The sequence below is a fragment of the Mucilaginibacter sp. genome (assembly GCF_039925265.1).
In the GTDB taxonomy this organism is placed as follows: domain Bacteria; phylum Bacteroidota; class Bacteroidia; order Sphingobacteriales; family Sphingobacteriaceae; genus Mucilaginibacter.
This window is the reverse complement of the sequence record NZ_JBDSZG010000057.1, coordinates 82,917-99,415: the sequence shown is the minus strand read 5'-3', so window position 1 is coordinate 99,415 and position 16,499 is coordinate 82,917. Positions and strand designations below refer to the sequence as shown.

The 16,499-nt window shown below is 46.1% G+C and carries 12 protein-coding genes; 6 read left to right on the top strand and 6 right to left on the bottom strand.

Annotation, left to right across the window (positions count from 1 at the left end; genetic code table 11):
- Positions 1 to 159: 159 nt before the first annotated feature.
- The 3 genes from ABIX36_RS24875 (at position 160) to ABIX36_RS24865 (ending at position 1,911) form a co-directional block, all read left to right on the top strand.
- Positions 160 to 603, top strand: coding sequence for a DUF417 family protein (locus ABIX36_RS24875; protein WP_348084874.1), 444 nt, complete (start codon positions 160 to 162; stop codon positions 601 to 603).
- Positions 604 to 641: 38 nt separating this feature from the next.
- A complete protein-coding gene (locus ABIX36_RS24870; protein WP_348084873.1) occupies positions 642 to 935 on the top strand; it encodes an antibiotic biosynthesis monooxygenase in 294 nt (97 codons plus the stop codon).
- 193 nt (positions 936 to 1,128) lie between these two features.
- Positions 1,129 to 1,911 carry a hypothetical protein gene (locus ABIX36_RS24865; RefSeq protein WP_348084872.1) on the top strand — a complete coding sequence of 261 codons (783 nt, stop codon included), beginning with the start codon at positions 1,129 to 1,131 and terminating at the stop codon, positions 1,909 to 1,911.
- Positions 1,912 to 2,011: 100 nt separating this feature from the next.
- On the opposite strand, the gene ABIX36_RS24860 is transcribed toward ABIX36_RS24865, so the two are convergent.
- The 4 genes from ABIX36_RS24860 to ABIX36_RS24845 all read right to left on the bottom strand — a co-directional run bounded on the left by ABIX36_RS24860 (position 2,012) and on the right by ABIX36_RS24845 (position 8,923).
- A complete protein-coding gene (locus ABIX36_RS24860) occupies positions 2,012 to 3,424 on the bottom strand; it encodes a TolC family protein (RefSeq protein ID WP_348084871.1) in 1,413 nt (470 codons plus the stop codon).
- 103 nt (positions 3,425 to 3,527) lie between these two features.
- On the bottom strand, positions 3,528 to 6,734 hold the full coding sequence (locus tag ABIX36_RS24855; RefSeq protein WP_348084870.1) for an efflux RND transporter permease subunit: 3,207 nt from the start codon (positions 6,732 to 6,734) through the stop codon (positions 3,528 to 3,530).
- Between the two features lie 116 nt (positions 6,735 to 6,850).
- Positions 6,851 to 7,990 carry an efflux RND transporter periplasmic adaptor subunit gene (locus ABIX36_RS24850; RefSeq protein WP_348084869.1) on the bottom strand — a complete coding sequence of 380 codons (1,140 nt, stop codon included), beginning with the start codon at positions 7,988 to 7,990 and terminating at the stop codon, positions 6,851 to 6,853.
- A gap of 330 nt (positions 7,991 to 8,320) precedes the next feature.
- A complete protein-coding gene (locus ABIX36_RS24845) occupies positions 8,321 to 8,923 on the bottom strand; it encodes a TetR/AcrR family transcriptional regulator (RefSeq protein WP_348084868.1) in 603 nt (200 codons plus the stop codon).
- Between the two features lie 322 nt (positions 8,924 to 9,245).
- On the opposite strand from ABIX36_RS24845, the gene ABIX36_RS24840 reads away from it, so the two are divergent.
- The 3 genes from ABIX36_RS24840 to ABIX36_RS24830 all read left to right on the top strand — a co-directional run bounded on the left by ABIX36_RS24840 (position 9,246) and on the right by ABIX36_RS24830 (position 11,336).
- Positions 9,246 to 10,301 carry a glycoside hydrolase family 130 protein gene (locus ABIX36_RS24840; protein ID WP_348084867.1) on the top strand — a complete coding sequence of 352 codons (1,056 nt, stop codon included), beginning with the start codon at positions 9,246 to 9,248 and terminating at the stop codon, positions 10,299 to 10,301.
- Positions 10,302 to 10,577: 276 nt separating this feature from the next.
- Entirely contained in the window at positions 10,578 to 10,901 is a 324-nt protein-coding gene (locus ABIX36_RS24835) for a metalloregulator ArsR/SmtB family transcription factor (protein ID WP_348084866.1), read from the top strand.
- Positions 10,902 to 10,904: 3 nt separating this feature from the next.
- A complete protein-coding gene (locus ABIX36_RS24830) occupies positions 10,905 to 11,336 on the top strand; it encodes an SRPBCC domain-containing protein (protein WP_348084865.1) in 432 nt (143 codons plus the stop codon).
- Between the two features lie 111 nt (positions 11,337 to 11,447).
- Here the strand turns inward: ABIX36_RS24830 and ABIX36_RS24825 are convergent, their stop codons facing one another.
- Together ABIX36_RS24825 and ABIX36_RS24820 are read right to left on the bottom strand one after the other, a co-directional pair.
- Positions 11,448 to 13,865: an ABC transporter permease gene (locus ABIX36_RS24825; protein ID WP_348084864.1), complete on the bottom strand. Its 2,418-nt coding sequence runs from the start codon at positions 13,863 to 13,865 to the stop codon at positions 11,448 to 11,450.
- A gap of 162 nt (positions 13,866 to 14,027) precedes the next feature.
- Positions 14,028 to 16,421 carry a TIM-barrel domain-containing protein gene (locus ABIX36_RS24820; protein ID WP_348084863.1) on the bottom strand — a complete coding sequence of 798 codons (2,394 nt, stop codon included), beginning with the start codon at positions 16,419 to 16,421 and terminating at the stop codon, positions 14,028 to 14,030.
- Positions 16,422 to 16,499 lie beyond the last annotated feature (78 nt).

The window sequence follows — 16,499 nt, the reverse complement described above, 5'->3', positions numbered from 1 at the left end:
TAGCTTAAACATTGCCTAATATATAGGTTTTCGACAAGCTCAGACAGACAAAATAAAAAAATCGCCCCGGCTTTAAACAGCCGGGGCGATTTTTTTGCGCGCTGCTGTAAGGCTTGTCCCCCACCCGCGACAAAGCCATAAAAACAAAAACACAACAGCATGAACCACACAAAAATTGGCTACACTATTGGCGTAGCATCAACCGCGCTTATTTTACTATGGATAGGCATTTTTAAATTTACTCCAACCGAGGCAGGCGCTATAATGCCGCTGGTGCAACATAGTTTTTTAATGAGCTGGATGTACAAGATCGGCAGCACACAGGGGGTGTCAAACTTTATAGGCTTTTTTGAAATAGTTACCGGCCTGCTCCTTATCGCCTCTTTTTGGAACAGGAAACTTGGGCTGATTGGCGGTTATCTTACTGTTACTATCTTTTTAACAACGCTTAGCTTTTTGCTTACCACCCCTGGCGTTTGGAAAATTGTAGACGGCATACCCGTTACCGAATTTTTTATTGTGAAAGACTTGGCGTTCCTCGCGCTGGGATCTATGGTTATTGGCAAAAATCGCTTGATAAATAAAACCGGGGCTACGGTTTAAACGTAATTCTATTACATCTACCTATAAAAAACAACCACATGATAAAAGCAGGTTTATTGGTAAAACTGATAGCGAAACCCGGCAAGGAATATGACCTGGCCGAATTTTTAAAAAGCGCTTTGCCGCTTGCGCAGGATGAGTCCGAAACCATCAATTGGTACGCGTTCAGGGTGAGCGAAAGCACATTCGGGATCTTTGATACCTTCCCGGGTGATGAGGGCCGTAACGCCCATTTAGCAGGTAAAATTGCCGAAGCATTAATGGCAAACGCTCCGCACCTGCTGGCGCTGGAGCCAACGATAGAGCATGTAGAAATACTTGCAAGCAAATAAAAAGTTTAATTTGGGGGTGATAAGAGAAGTCCTTTTGCTGCAAAGCAGGGGGCTTTTCTATTTTGCGGGCTATATTTTATTAAAAGCCTCTTTCATCTTTTAATTAACTTAAAAACAGCGTATTGTTGTTTTGAAAGTATTATAGTTTTAACTAAATTTATACAAAAAATATCCCGAACTAAATCTTCATCACATGAAACTAAAATTACTCTCGTGCATATTAGCTGTTGCAGCCATAGTACTTCTTTATACTTCCTGCAAAAAGGATGCGCCCGAGTTTTCTTCCGGCGGCAGCACAGTATCTTCTAAGGCGGTAAGCCAGCAAATTGCGCTAAACCTGGCGCAAACCCTGTATGGCGGCATAGGCGGATTTAGCCTTGAAGATGGTTTAAGCCCCAAGATAAATGCCATTTCGCCAAATCGTAAAAAGATAATTATCAACTCGGTTGACCCGGATTGTGGTATGCAAATGGACACCACCCTTACCTACAGCATAGATTTAGACACTACCAAGATTAGCGTTAGCGGGCGGTATAAATTTGCTACTATTTGCACAAACGACAAGCCAACCGGCTTAATCGTTTACGACAGTTTGCTGGTATCTATGGCAAGCCCGTCGTTAGAAGCAAAATACAACATCCTTCAAAACCTGACAGTTAACGTGCTGAACGCGCAAAACCCCGATAAATTATCATTTAACGGCGTGATGAACATGCAGGCCAATCTGCAGTATAAAACCGGGTCGAAGCAAAAATTCGCCTTGTTGTTTAAGTATAAGCTGGCTTCGCTGATCATCAACACGGCCAACGACGGCGATATAGAGAGCGGCAGTGCAACTTTCGAAACCACCGGCGATACCCCACAAGGCAAATGGAGCTATAAAGGGACTATCCTGTTTTTAGGAAACCATAAGGTGAAGATAACCATCGATGGTGCTACCTATACCGTAGATACCCAAACCGGGCAAATAGTTTAAGCAATAAATCCATCATCAGCGCTAAAAATAACGCTAACGCATAAACGCCTCCCGATGACCCGGGAGGCGTTTGTGCATATAGTAGGGTTGATAATTTTGCTTATTTCCAACCACCGCCCAATGAGCGGTACAGTTCTGATACGGCATCCAGTTGGGTGCGTTTTACCGTAGCCAGTTCAAGCTCGCCTTGTAAAACATTGCCTTGGGCGGTTATTACTTCGAGGTAATTGGCCAGGCCGTTCTTGAACAACAAGTTAGCATTGGTTGTTGCCTGCTGCAGCGTTTTTACACGGTTGGCAGCAATAGCCTGCTGTTGTTTCAGCTTTTCTATCCTTACCAAAGCATCGCTCACCTCACCTACCGCGTTCAATACCGACTGGCGGAACTGTAGCACAGTTTTCTCGCGCTCAACTTTAGCTACTTCATATTTTGTGCTTAGCTCTTTATGATTTAAAAGCGGCTGCAACAAGCTTCCCGATACGATACCGAATAGTGAAGCGGGAATGTTGAACCAATTGCTTGCTTTAAACGAATTAACACCACCAGATGCAGTTATACGCAATGCAGGATACATCTCCGCTTTGTTGATACCTACATTCGCATTAGCAATATTTAAAGCTAATTCCGAGCTTTTAACATCGGGCCTGCGGCTTACGATAGCCGAAGGCACACCTGCTGAAAGATTTTCTGGTACGGCAAGATCATACAATTTTGCGTTGCGTGCAATGCTGCCTGGCAATTCGCCGGTGAGAATGCGCAGGGCATTTTCTTGTATGGTGAGGTTTTGCTCAAACTGCGGCACCAACTGCTCTGCTGCCTGGCGCTGGGCTTCGGCCTGCTGTACGGCTAAGGAAGTTACCTGCCCGGCATCATACTGCAAACGGATAATGCGTAAGGTGCTGTCGTTCAGTTTTACGTTCTTTTGGGCAATGGTCAACTGTTCGTCCAGCATCAGCAGGTTATAATACCCGCGGGATACGCTGGCAACGATGTTGGTTTGAATAGCCTTTTTAGCTTCTGCAGTTTGCAGGTACTGGGCAAGAGCAGCGCGCTGGCGGTTCTTTATTTTACCCCATATATCGGCCTCCCATGATAATGCCAGGTTGGCAGAATAATCTTCAACATGGTTGGTACCGATGCCAAACTGGCTAATGCTTAAGCCGGTAACGCTGTTATCGCTTGGGCGGTTGCTGCTTGCGGTAACATTTAAACCAACGGTGGGCACGTAATCCCATTTTACCTGTTTAAAAAGCAATTGAGATGCTTCTATATTTTTCACCGCTATCTGCATATCGTAGTTCTTTGCGATAGCACTGTCTATCAGTTGTTGCAGGGTTGCATCAGCAAAAAAGCTTTTCCACTGAATATCTGCAATGCTGGTAGTATCGCCTACAGTTGCCACATTTCTAAATTCAGTTGGCAGCGCAGGTTTGGGTGTTTCTATATCTTTTGAAACTGAACAACCGGATAACACCACCAGTATAAAAGCCAGTTTACTAAATAAATTTTTCATTGTCTTGTTGTTAAAGTTTGAAGCCTCATCCCAACCCGTCTCCAGGGGAGAGGGGCTAAGATTCGTAAAGTCCTTTCCTTTGGAGAGGATTTAGGTGAGGTTTTTATATCATTTCCGTTTGCAGTTCATCTACATGTTTGTCGTTACCACCGGTCTGTTTATTACGATGCCTGTCGAAGGGTACGCCGCTTATACGTTCCTGTAAGTGCTGGAATATTACAAACAGTACAGGGATGATGAACAAGCCTAACAATACCCCCGACACCATACCGCCCGCGGCACCAATACTGATAGAGTGGTTACCCTGTGCAGATGGGCCAGTAGCAATACTCATCGGGAATAAACCGAATACGAAGGCCAGCGACGTCATCACTATCGGGCGGACCCTTAAACGGGATGCCTCAATGGCTGCGTCAACCAGGCTCATGCCGGCACGCCGTTTCTGCACCGCGAACTCTACAATTAGAATGGCATTCTTGGCTAATAAGCCAATAAGCATGATCAGGGCTACCTGTACGTAGATGTTATTTTCGATACCGGTTAAGCCCAGCACTACAAACACACCGAAGATACCTGTTGGGATAGAAAGTATTACCGCCAATGGCAGGATGTAGCTTTCGTACTGTGCCGATAACAGGAAGTATACAAACACCAAACACAGCAAGAATACCACGGTTGATTGCCCGCCCGACGAGATCTCCTCGCGTGTTTGGCCCGAGAATTCGTAGGTAAACCCTTCAGGAAGCTGCTCTCTGGCCGTTTCTTCGATGGCTTTAATGGCATCACCCGAACTGTAACCCGGTTTTGGGATGGCGTTCACCTCAATAGAGTTGAACAGGTTGTAGCGCGAAGCTGTTTCAGAACCATAAACACGGGTGAGCTTTACCAGTGTGTTTATCGGTACGGTTTCGCCTTTATTATTTTTAACAAACACCCGGTCGATGGTGCTCGGGTCGGTACGGTCGGCAATATCAGCCTGTACAACCACGCGGTAGTATTTACCAAAGCGGTTAAAGTCTGATGCTTGCGCGGTACCAAAATAGGCCTGCATTGTGGAAAGGATGTCCTTCACATTTACGCCCAGCTGGCTGGCTTTCTCATTGTCAATTTCTAATTGTAATTGCGGATAATCGGCTTTGTACGATGTAAATGCGTAGGCAACAGCCGGTTTCTGCATTAGCTTGGCAATAAACGTATTGGCAACGCCGCTAAATTTATCAAGTTTGCCGTTGGTCTTGTCCTGCAGCATTACGTCCAGTGCCTCAACATTACTAAAGCCCGGCACGGTAGGGAAGCTGAATACAAAGAATGTGCCCCCAGGCACTGCGCCTAATTTGCCCCTAACAATGTTCTGTATCTCGTCAATGTTCTTCACATCACCACGCTCGTCGGTTGGTTTCAGCAAAAGGAATATTACACCAGCTGATGGGCTACTGGATTGTGTTAAGAAGTTAAAGCCGGATAAGGCCGTAACAAACCTTGCAGATGGCAGCGTTTTAAGTTGGTCTTCGGCCTGTTTAAAGATCTTGTTGGTACCGGCTAAAGAAGTTCCGGATGGTGTAGATACCGCTACGGCCACAAAGCCCTGATCTTCTGTTGGGATAAAGCCGGTTTTGGTACGGTTCACCATAAATACGGTTACCGCTATTAGCACTGCAAGGCCGGTCATGCTTATCCATTTATTACGTAAAAGGATCTTTATACCGCCAATATACCTATCGGTGAGGTAGTTAAAACTGCCATTAAAGCCTGCGTAAAATTTATCGGCAAAACCTTTTTTAGGCGCGGCATGGCCATCTGCAGTATGTTTGTTCTTCAGGAACAAGGCAGCCAGGGCCGGGCTTAACGTTAAAGCGTTAACAGCCGATATGATGATGGCTATGGCCATGGTAAGCGCAAACTGCCTGTAGAAGATACCTGTAGAACCTGTCATGAAACTTACCGGCAGGAACACCGACGCCATCACCAGGGTAATAGATATAATAGCACCGGTAATTTCGTGCATGGCCTCGGTGGTTGCTTTTTTAGGGCTAAGGCTGGGGTCATGCTCCATTTTGGCGTGCACGGCCTCTACCACCACAATGGCGTCATCCACCACAATGCCAATGGCAAGCACCAATGCAAACAGGGTTAACAGATTTATGGAGAACCCTAACAGGCTCATGAAAAAGAACGTACCAATAATGGCCACCGGAACAGCAATAGCCGGGATAAGGGTAGACCGAAAATCCTGCAGGAATATAAACACCACAATAAATACAAGCACGAATGCTTCTATAAGCGTATGCTCAACCTGGCTTATAGATTCGTCCAGGTCTGTTTTGGTGCGATAAAACTGATTGTATTTGATGCCTGCGGGGAAGCTTTTTGATGCTTTCTCCATCAGTTTATCAATCTGGATCTGGATCTCGTTGGCATTCGATCCTGATAATTGAATAATACCAACAATAACACCATCGTGTCCGTTAAGGTTACTTACACTGTTGTACGAGTAAGCGCCCAGTTCCACACGTGCCACATCTTTAAGGTGCAGTACGCTACCATCGGCATTGGCGCGGATAGCAATGTTCTGGTATTCCTCCGGCTTGGTGAGTTTACCTTTGTATTTAATTACATACTCGAACGACTGATCGCTGCGCTCGCCGAAACGGCCCGGCGCGGCTTCCAGGTTTTTGTCCTGTATGGCGGCCATTACTTCGGCAGGGGTAACTTTGTAAGTTGCCATTTGCGCCGGGTTAAGCCAAACACGCATACTATAATCCTTAACACCGCCGAATATACTCGCCGAACCTACGCCCGGGATACGTTTGATCTCGGGTACGATGTTGATCTGCGCGTAGTTGGCCACAAAGGTTTGATCGTATTTTTTCGGATCATCTGAGTAGATACCCAGGGCACCAATAAAGCTATTTTGCTGTTTAGTGGTAGTGATACCGAATTGCACCACCTCTGCAGGCAACTGGCTTGTAGCCTGCGAAACGCGGTTTTGGACGTTTACTGCCGCCTGGTCTGGGTTAGTACCTTGTTTAAAGTACACTGTAATAGCCAGTGAACCATCGTTACTTGCGGTAGAGCTCATGTAGGTCATGTTCTCTACACCGTTAATTGCTTCTTCCAAAGAAGGTGTTACCGAACGTAATATCGTTTCGGCATTGGCGCCCGGGTAAGCCGCTGTTACCAACACTGCCGGTGGGGCAATATTAGGGAAACGTTCTAAGGGCAGTTTGGTTAGGCCAAGTATCCCCACTATCACCAACAGTATGGAGATAACGGTTGATAATACCGGCCTTTCTATAAATTTCTGAAACATGGTTTTTGTGTTGCAGAGGCAAGATATAAGAACCAAGAGACAAGACACCTCACGGTCTCCGCTCTCAATCCTACCTTGTCTTGACTCCTGATTCTTATATCTTGATTCTACTTTTATTAATTTTTTGCTACAGCTACAGTTTTATCGGCTGCAACGGGTTCGGGTTTTATCACCGTGCCTTCCTGCAATTTGTCAATGCCGGCAAGCACTATGCGGTCGCCCGCCTTAACGCCGTCTTTAACCAGGTAGTTATTACCGCTTTTACCTTCAATGGTAATAGCCAGCTTTGTCACTTTGTTGCTGTCGGCCACGGCCCAAACAAATACCTTATCCTGCATTTCTATGGTGGCAGATTCCGGGACGATCAACGCGTTTTTGTGCGGCAGGCTCAGGCGAATTTTGCCCGTGTTACCGCTGCGTAACAAGCCCTGTGGGTTGCTGAAGCTTGCTCTTAAGGTGATAGCACCGGTAGTTTTATCAAACTGGCCGTCTATCATATCAATGTGGCCCTCTTTTGCGTATTCGCTGTTATCTGATAAAAGCAGGGCTACGGCCGGCAATTGTTTAAGCTTATCCTTTAATGTTGCGCCCGGGTATTGCTCTTTAAAGGCTACGAAATCCTTTTCGCCTAAAGAGAAGTACACATGCACATCGTGTACATCAGATAATTGGGTTAAAGCGTCAACATCCTGCGGTGATACCAGGCTTCCCTGTTTTTTTATCAGCCTGCCAATGTAACCGCTAACAGGTGCTTTTATTAAAGTATAACCCACGTTAATTTGTGCGGCAGATACGTTTGCTTTTGCCGATTCGATATTGGCTTTGGCTACCTGGTAGGCCGCTTTAGCGGTTTTCAATTGGTAATCTGATACCACTTTGTTGGCAACCAGCGGAGTAAGTTTGTCCACTTCTAATTGCGCGTTGCCTGCTGCTGCTTCTGCTGCGTGTAGGGCCGCAAGCGCGTTGTTTAAGGCTGCACGGTAAGGTTGTTCGTTTATTTTAAAGATAGGTTGGCCGGCTGCAACAAATGCGCCTTCGTCAACAAAAACTTTATCTAAAGCGCCGCTTACCTGCGGGCGTATTTCCACGTTAACGGTACCTTCTACCGAGGCAGGATATTCCTGGTAAGTGGTTTGAGTGCCCGCTAATACGGTTGATACCGGTAAAGCCGGTGGCGCGGGAGCCTGCGCCACCTCTTGTTTTGGCGAGCAGCTGAAGAGTGCTATCGCTATGATGGCTATTAAGATACTTTTCATGATGATTAATTTTGAGCGTGAGTTAGTAGGATTAAAAGTTGCCCGGAGGCTATTGATGTAGATGGATTCGTTTGAGTTGAGGGTATTCATAATATTGTATTGATAGATGTTTTTTTGCGGATCTTGTAAGCAATAAGCTACTTAGCTAACGACATCGCAACGATTTAGATGTTATAACATCATTAAATTGCTTAACAGTGTTAAGTAATGTATGTGGGTTTTGCGTAATTGTTTCCATAGGTGTAGTTTTTAAAAGTTAATGATAGATGTAGAGCCGTTTTTATTTAGCGATGTTAAATAACTTAACATCGTATCTTTTAGTTGAAAAACTTAAGGAGTGATACTCCTGATGATGCCGGTGATGGCATCTCTTAATACTTGCCTGTTAATGTCGTCGCTATTACCCCGGTCGAGCAGGTTGATAGAAACCAAACCATGAACTATTGACCAAAAGGTATAATACTTGGTACAGATGATCTCCGAGTCCATATCGTCGATCTTCATCAGTTCGCCTATGGATGCGGATATAATATCCCACGGCAGTTCCGCCTCGGGCAATTTGTTTACCATATCGCAGGCGCATGAGGTGGTGATACCGAACATCCCCTGGTATATTTCTTTATTCGCGAAAGCAAAGTTCCAATAGGCCAGCCACATAACCTCCAATTGGTCGGCCGGGTTGGTATTCTGGCTTTTTACTTCCTCTAACTCCTTAGCCAATTTAAGATAACCCATACGGGTCAGTTCCAGTAATATTGCTTCTTTATTAGCGAAATACTCATATATAATGGGGGCGGTGTATTCAATTACGTCGGCAATCTTGCGCATGCTTAAAGCTTGCCAGCCTTCTTCCTTTACAATACGCAAAGCAGCATCCAGTATACTTGACCTGGTTTCTTCCTTTAAGCGCAATATCCTGTCTTTACTTGCCATTGTGTTTTAACTGCTATTAAATCATTTAACAGTGTTAAGCAAATGTACAGCGATAAATTGAAGTCCGTATAATTTAATTGTCATGAAAAAAAATAAGTCAACTTGGTTTACTAAATATTGGTTGAATCAGAATTTACAGAATTAAAATATTCAGAATGCTCGTAATAATCGTAATAAATAGAATTGATTAAGAATCTAGTCCCCCATATAAATTCTGTTCATTCTAAATTCTGTAGATTCTGATTCAGACATCCCCTTTCTCAACAAAATCTAAACCTATCCTAACCCCGCCTGTTACCCTACCACACCATTATATATTCTTATGGCCGATATTGCAAAACGATTCCCCCAGAACCCCTTATTATCTCCCGCGCATTTAAAACCAAGTTTGGATGGACTGCACGTTGCCTGTCTGCTCAATCCCGGCGTATTTAAATACGAAGGTAAAACCTGGCTGCTGGTGCGCGTTGCAGAACGGCCTGAGCAATCTGAGGTACTGGTATCCTTCCCGATATTGACCGCTACCGGCGAAACTCACATCATGGAAATAGCCCTGAACGATGCCGACCTGATAGCAACTGACGCCCGGGTGGTACGTTATAAAGGTGTGGATTACCTCACCACCCTATCCCACTTACGCTTGCTCTGTAGCGATGATGGCGTAAAATTTTACGAACCTGAAGGCTACAAATACCTCATTGGCAAAGGCCCCCTGCAAACCTTTGGGATTGAAGATTGCAGGGTAACCAACATTGATGATAAATTCTACCTCACCTTTACCGCCGTGAGCGATAGCGGCGTTGGCGTAGGTATGCGCACCACCACCGACTGGAAAACCTTTGAAGAGCACGGGATGATACTACCGCCACATAATAAGGACTGCGCCATTTTTGAGGAAAAGATAAACGGAATGTTCTACGCCCTGCACCGCCCCAGCAGTGTGGATATTGGCGGTAATTACATCTGGCTGGCGCAATCGCCTGATGGCAAACATTGGGGAAATCACCAATGCATTGTAAAAACCCGAGGCGATATGTGGGACCGCACCCGCGTAGGCGCCGGCTGCTCCCCCATAAAAACCGATAAAGGCTGGCTGGAAATTTACCACGGTGCGAACCATGAGCATCAGTATTGCCTCGGCGCCTTCCTGTTAGATCTTAACGACCCGTACAAAGTCATCGCCCGTACCGGCGAACCTATTATGGTACCCTCGGAACCTTACGAGCTTACCGGCTTCTTCGGCCACGTGGTATTCACCAACGGCCATATCCTCGAAGATGACGGCGACACCATCACCATGTATTACGGCGCAGCAGACGAGCACGTTTGCGGGGCGAGGTTTTCGATGAAGGAGATATTTGCTGCGATGGGCGTATAAATGGCGGTGGGGACCCGCCATAGGGGTTAGCTTTTTTGGCAGAGGCATTGCAATGGCACTGCCTCCCCTCTTCCACAAGGCGGTGTCTCACCGCCGCCTGTAGGCGCAGAGGCAGGGAGGATTTCAGCCAATCCCCTCTTCACCCAAGCCGGTGTCCCCACCGCCACCCGATCATCGGTGTCATCAAAATAAATCTGTGAATTTCCAAACAATTGCTTGCGTAACCAAAAGGTTTCACATATATTTGTAACCGAAAGGTTTCATATAGCCTGTTTTATGAGAAGAGACGTATTCCAGGCCATTGCCGACCCTACCCGCCGCGAAATCATCAGCCTGCTGGCATCGCAACAGCTTAACCTCAATGCTGTTGCCGATAAGTTCGACATCAGCCGGCCGGCGGTATCAAAACACATCAGGATACTGACTGAATGCGGGCTTATCACTATCAAACAGCAGGGGCGCGAGCGTTTTTGCCAGGCAAACTTTAAAAAGTTAAAGCAGGTAGAAGACTGGGCCGCGCAATACCGCAAATTTTGGAACGATAAACTGGATGCGCTGGAGAACTTTTTAGACGAAGAAAAAACGACAAAACTTAAATAAATTATGGAAACACAACCGCTGATAGTGGAGCGTACGCTGAACGCGACGGCAAGTAAAGTTTGGGAAGCCCTTACTGATAACGAAAAAATGAAACAATGGTATTTTAAGCTGGAAAGCTTTGAACCACGTGTTGGCTTTGAGTTTAGTTTTGCCGGCCAGGGCAGCACCGGCGAAAAATACATCCACCTTTGCCGCGTAACCGCCGTTGAGCCCGAAAAGAAATTGAGCTACACCTGGCGCTATGAAGGCTTTCCCGGCGATTCGGAAGTGAGCTTTGAGCTTTTCCCCGAAGATGATAAAACACTGGTGAGGATAACCCATACCGGGCTGGAAACTATGCCACAAAACGGACCGGATTTCGCTTTATCGAGCTTTAGCAAGGGCTGGAACTACATCCTGGGCGAAAGCTTAAAGAAATTTGTAGAAGAGCAATAGTTAAAACCTACAAAGCGAACAAGCCGCTGCATTTTGCGCAGCGGCTTGTTTTTGTTTAAGGCTATTATTGCCTGGCTTTCGAGCCGGGGTTTACTTGCTTAACAATATTAACTACTCTGTTTTAAGGCTCTTAACCGGGTTTGTGAGGGCGGCTTTTACGCTTAACCAGGATACCGTTGCAAACGCGATGATCAGCACCGCTAAAAAGGGAACAATAAATAACACCGGGTTTATGCCGATACGGAACGCGTAACTCTCCAGCCATTTGCTAATGGCGTACCAGCCCAGCGGTGCCGAAACAACAAAAGAAATAAGGATGAGCAGTGCGAAATCTTTATAAAGCAGCTGCAATATGCCGTTTACCGATGCGCCAAGCACTTTACGGATCCCGATCTCTTTGGTGCGCTGCACAATGGTGAACGATACCAGGCCGAACAAGCCTAAACACGCCACAAAAATGGCTATAACCGTAAAGATGCCAAACACCTGTCCAAAGCGCTGGTCGGCTTTGTATTGGTCGTTAAAGTGTTCATCCAGAAAAAAGTAGTCGAACTGATCGCCGGGGAAGAAGGAGTCCCAGGTGGTTTTTAAGCCGGCAATGGTTTGGGCAACGTTGGTGGAGTTTATCTTGACCGACACATCTCCCCTAACATCCGGGATGCAACGGAAAATAATGGCATCGTAGGTATCACGTAAAGATTGCTGGTGAAAATCGTCAACCACACCTATTATAGTATATACATCACCCCAAAAATCAATCCGCTTGCCTATGGCTTGCTCGGGTTTATCAAAGCCCAGGCGGCGTACGCCCGTTTTACTAAACACCACGGTTTTTGGATCGGTGCTGAACTCTTTAGAAAATTTCCGGCCTGCTAAAAGTTTCAGGTCATAAGCAGTTAAATAGTCATAGTCTCCACCGATGATGCGGTACTGGTCGGCAGTCGCATCGGCAGCGCCTGTGAGCTTGATACCGCCGGCGTTCCATCCTACGGCTTCGCCCGGTACTGATGTGGACACGGTGATGCTTTTGATAGACGGCTGTTTTAAACTCTCCTGTTTAAAGGCGCTCATGCTGCGGTAAAACGAATCGACCTTTACCAGTGGGGCTTTGATAACCAGAGTTTGATCTATGCTTACGCCTAATTTCTGGCTTTGCATAAATTGGATCTGCCGATATACCGTTAGCGCGCCTATCAGCAGGAATATAGATGCCGCGAACTGGAAGATGACCATGCCCTTACGCAGCACAATACCTTTTGGTGATGCGGTTAATTTCCCCTTCATTACCTCTATAGGTTTAAAAGAAGACAATACGATAGCCGGGTAAAAACCCGAGAAGAAAGTACCCACTACAAATATCCCGATGACAGCCGCCCAAAAACCGGGCTTCGCAAATAAGGCGAAACCTATTTGTACGCCCGCAATATTGGCCAGTATGGGCAGGCAAATGGCAATAAACGCTATGGCAAAAAGCACCGCCAGCCCGTTCAGAAACATGGCCTCCAGCATAAACTGGGTCACCAGCTGCGTTTTGGCCGAACCCAATGTTTTACGTACGCCAACCTCTTTGGCACGGCCTATCCCGCGTGCGGTGGCCAGGTTAATATAATTTATCCACGCGATGATAATTACGAAAATGGCGATACCCAGCAACAGGTAAACAGATTTGCCATCGCCGTTAGGCTGGATCTCGAACATCCGGTTGGAATATAAATGAATGCTCGGCATGGGCTGCAAGGTATATATGGCGCTTGCACCCGAACTGGCAAACTGCTGGTATGCTTTTTTTACAATGGGTAAAAATTTAGCTTCTACAGTCTTAGGGCTGGCACCTGGTTTCAGCAACAGGTAGGTGGTACAACCGTCAGAATACCATGCGTTATCCAAATTATTTCCATCCCTTGGCGGGTTCTCTTTCAACAGCGTGCTGTACGATTGTAAAATATCGAAACTCAGGTGCGTATTGGCAGGCATACTTTTCATTACGCCTGTAATTTTTAAAAGCTTGGTGGTATTAAGCGTTAAGGTTTGTCCGACCACCTCGGTACTGTGAAAAAGCTTTTGAGCTACTTCTTCGGATATCACTACCGAATTTGGCTCTACCAATGCGGTTTTGGGGTCGCCGCTTAGTAACGGGTATGAAAATATGTTGAAGAATGAGCTGCCACAATAGAAATCCTTCTTGATCACGATCTTCTCGTCTTTATAATTGGCGAGGGCATTACCGGCAGGAACCAGCTTTACAAAATCCTCTACTTCGGGCACATCGGCTTTGAAAGCGCTGCCGGGTGCGAATGCTCCGCCGGCCCATTGGGTGCTTAGTTTGCCTTTATCGTACCTGTCCTGGTTAACGCGGAAAACACGGTCCTTATTAACATGAAAATTATCGTAACTCAGTTCAAAACTTACGTATTGCAGTATGAGCAAACAGGCCGCCATACCAATGGCCAGCCCGAAAATATTGATAAAAGAGAACGCTTTGTTTTTAGACAAGTTGCGGAACGCGATAAGGAAGTAATTTCTAAGCATGGCTATCAGTTTAGTGAAACCAATAAGGCCAAAAGAATACCAATTTTTTAACTAATTGTATATCAATAATATAAATCAATTTCGCAACTCCTAATACGTTCGGATTTAATACATCAACTGTACGATATCGTACAGTTGATGTTAAAAGGATTACTTGGTGTGCTATAGCTTCGCCACCAAAACTTTCCCGTTATAAACTACCGTTTTATCTATCTTATCGGCTTCGCCGGTATTTGAGCCGTGCGCGCCTTTTACCAGTACTACATTAAACGTATGTTTCTTCAACATGCCTTTAAAGTTGCCTTTGGTGGCCGAAATGCTTAGCTGGCGCAATTTATCATTCCAGTTTAACGTGAACGTTGCCTTTGCGCCTTTTTCGTAGTTGTAGTTTTCGTTCTCGTCTTCGTAGTATTTAAAGGTGCCGTTTGCCCCTGGGTAAATGCGCAACTCTATTTTGTCGGCAGGTTTTTCGGTGGCGTATTCCATTACCGGGCCCATCGGTACGATAGAACCTGCACGGATGTACAATGGCATCATGTTCATGGGCACCTCAACCGTTAGCTTTTGTCCGCCATTGGTGACTTCGCCCGTCCAAAAGTTGTACCACTTTGTTGCAGCCGGCAGGTATACTTCGCGGGTTTTAGCTTTGCCTGCCGCGTCTGCGCCTGTGTACAATTGCGCGGTAACGGGGTTCACCAAAAACGCCGGACCAAACATATACTCATCTGGTATGCCGTAAACGTTGGCATCCTTCTGGAAATCGAAAGTAAGCGCACGCATCATGGTATAGTTCTCGGTATTTACACGGCCCGCCAGTGAGTAAATGTATGGCAACAAGCGGTAACGCAGCTTATCAAAATTCAACAAGGTAGCACGGGTGTCTTCGTCCCAGTTTTTGGAAAAAATGGCCCGCTCCCCTTTTCCATGGATGCGGAATATCGGGCTAAACGCCCCAAACTGGAACCAGCGGGTAAATAGTTCACGAAACTCTGGTTTCGACCAATCCGGTGCTTTCCAACCATAGTGGTAGCCACCAATATCCGACGTCCAGTACGGAATGCCCGACGCGCAGGCGTTAATTCCCTGCGGTACCTGGTTTTTAAAGTTTGCGAATGTACATTCAATATCAGACGACCATAGCGTAGCGGCGTTCCTCTGCTCGCCCGCAAACGACTGCCTTACCAAAAAGAAAGCGCGCTTGCCGGGGATATCCCTGCGCCAGCCTTCGTAAACGCCTTTGGTATGTTGCAGGGAGTAAGTGTTAAAATAATCTATCCCTTTGCCGGTATAAAAGTTGGCTTTGCGACGTTCATCCAACAGGGTGCCGTTGTCGGGTTCGCACTGGTCTATCCACCAGGCATCCCAACCGTAACGTTTCACCAGGCTATCGCGGGCTTGCTGCCAGTATAATTCGCGCGCCTTGGGGTTGTGGGCGTCATAATAAGTATCATAAGTATGGGTAACCACGTTATCCCAGGTAATACTGGTGAGGCCGCCCATTTTTTCTAATGCATCGTAATTTGGCGTTCCTTTGCCAAATACCGGCCATATAGAGATCATGGCGTGCAGGTTGGCGGCATGCAAAGCATCCACCAGCTTTTTTGGATGCGGGTAACGCTCGGGTTTCATAATGTGGGAGCCGATTGGCAACGGATCCCAGTAATACCAATCCTGCACCAATACATCTACCGGGATATGGTTGTTGCGATAGTTGTCTTTCACGGTTAAGATCTCGGCCTCGCTCAGGTACCTGTCTTGTGACTGAAATAACCCATAGGCCCATTTGCCAAACATTGGCGCGCGGCCGGTGGCGGTGCGGTACAAGTCGATGATATGGTCAAAATCCGGGCCGTAGAAAAAATAGTAATCTACTTGTTTCCCGCTTTCTGATACGTATTTAAATTGCGTGTTACCATCCTCGGCACCGTAAAAGTTAGAAGCCGAGTAGTTATCCCACATCAATCCGTAACCCTGTGTAGAAAGCATCACCGGGATAGCGCCGGTAAGGTACTTGATGGCCATATCCTGATTTCGGCCCTTGTAGTTGATGCTCAGCGAGTCTAAAGGGTGGCAGCCCATCCCGTAAAGCGCTTCGTTGGCGGGGGAATTGAATGATGTACTAACATTATAGGTGCTGATGCCCGCGATAGTAGCCGCCGACATGCTTTTATTACTGCTTGTCTCCGCCGAGATCACCTTGCCGCTCAGATCGCAATAGGTGATGGCATTGGTTGCTTTGTTTATTTTTATTTTGAGTTTGGCCGTTGTTATGGTTACTTCGGTTTTACCGTCAGCAACAGTAAAAGCGGTTGCAAGCGGCCATTTGTTGTTCACCACCAACGATTCTTTGGTTTGGAAGCTATCGAAAATGGTATACCTCACTTCAATAATATCCGCCTTGCAAATATTCAGTTGCATTAAGCCTTTATCCAGCTTAAAAACCACGCTTTTCGCGTTTTTGGTTAGGGAAATTATGGTGGCTTTTGCGTTGCCGAAACAGGAAATACAAACGCACAGGAGCGCTAACTTTTTAAAAACAGAATTTAATCGAAGCATAAATAATGACTGATAATTGAGTTTTTAAAAATAGAGATAGCGGCTAAGAGGCAATGTGTCAATTGTACATATTAATAA

Coding starts and splice junctions, on each gene's coding strand:
- ABIX36_RS24875 (WP_348084874.1), top strand. CDS start 160: ATGAACCACACAAAAATTGGCTACACTATTGGCGTAGCATCAACCGCG.
- ABIX36_RS24870 (WP_348084873.1), top strand. CDS start 642: ATGATAAAAGCAGGTTTATTGGTAAAACTGATAGCGAAACCCGGCAAG.
- ABIX36_RS24865 (WP_348084872.1), top strand. CDS start 1,129: ATGAAACTAAAATTACTCTCGTGCATATTAGCTGTTGCAGCCATAGTA.
- ABIX36_RS24860 (WP_348084871.1), bottom strand. CDS start 3,424: ATGAAAAATTTATTTAGTAAACTGGCTTTTATACTGGTGGTGTTATCC.
- ABIX36_RS24855 (WP_348084870.1), bottom strand. CDS start 6,734: ATGTTTCAGAAATTTATAGAAAGGCCGGTATTATCAACCGTTATCTCC.
- ABIX36_RS24850 (WP_348084869.1), bottom strand. CDS start 7,990: ATGAAAAGTATCTTAATAGCCATCATAGCGATAGCACTCTTCAGCTGC.
- ABIX36_RS24845 (WP_348084868.1), bottom strand. CDS start 8,923: ATGGCAAGTAAAGACAGGATATTGCGCTTAAAGGAAGAAACCAGGTCA.
- ABIX36_RS24840 (WP_348084867.1), top strand. CDS start 9,246: ATGGCCGATATTGCAAAACGATTCCCCCAGAACCCCTTATTATCTCCC.
- ABIX36_RS24835 (WP_348084866.1), top strand. CDS start 10,578: ATGAGAAGAGACGTATTCCAGGCCATTGCCGACCCTACCCGCCGCGAA.
- ABIX36_RS24830 (WP_348084865.1), top strand. CDS start 10,905: ATGGAAACACAACCGCTGATAGTGGAGCGTACGCTGAACGCGACGGCA.
- ABIX36_RS24825 (WP_348084864.1), bottom strand. CDS start 13,865: ATGCTTAGAAATTACTTCCTTATCGCGTTCCGCAACTTGTCTAAAAAC.
- ABIX36_RS24820 (WP_348084863.1), bottom strand. CDS start 16,421: ATGCTTCGATTAAATTCTGTTTTTAAAAAGTTAGCGCTCCTGTGCGTT.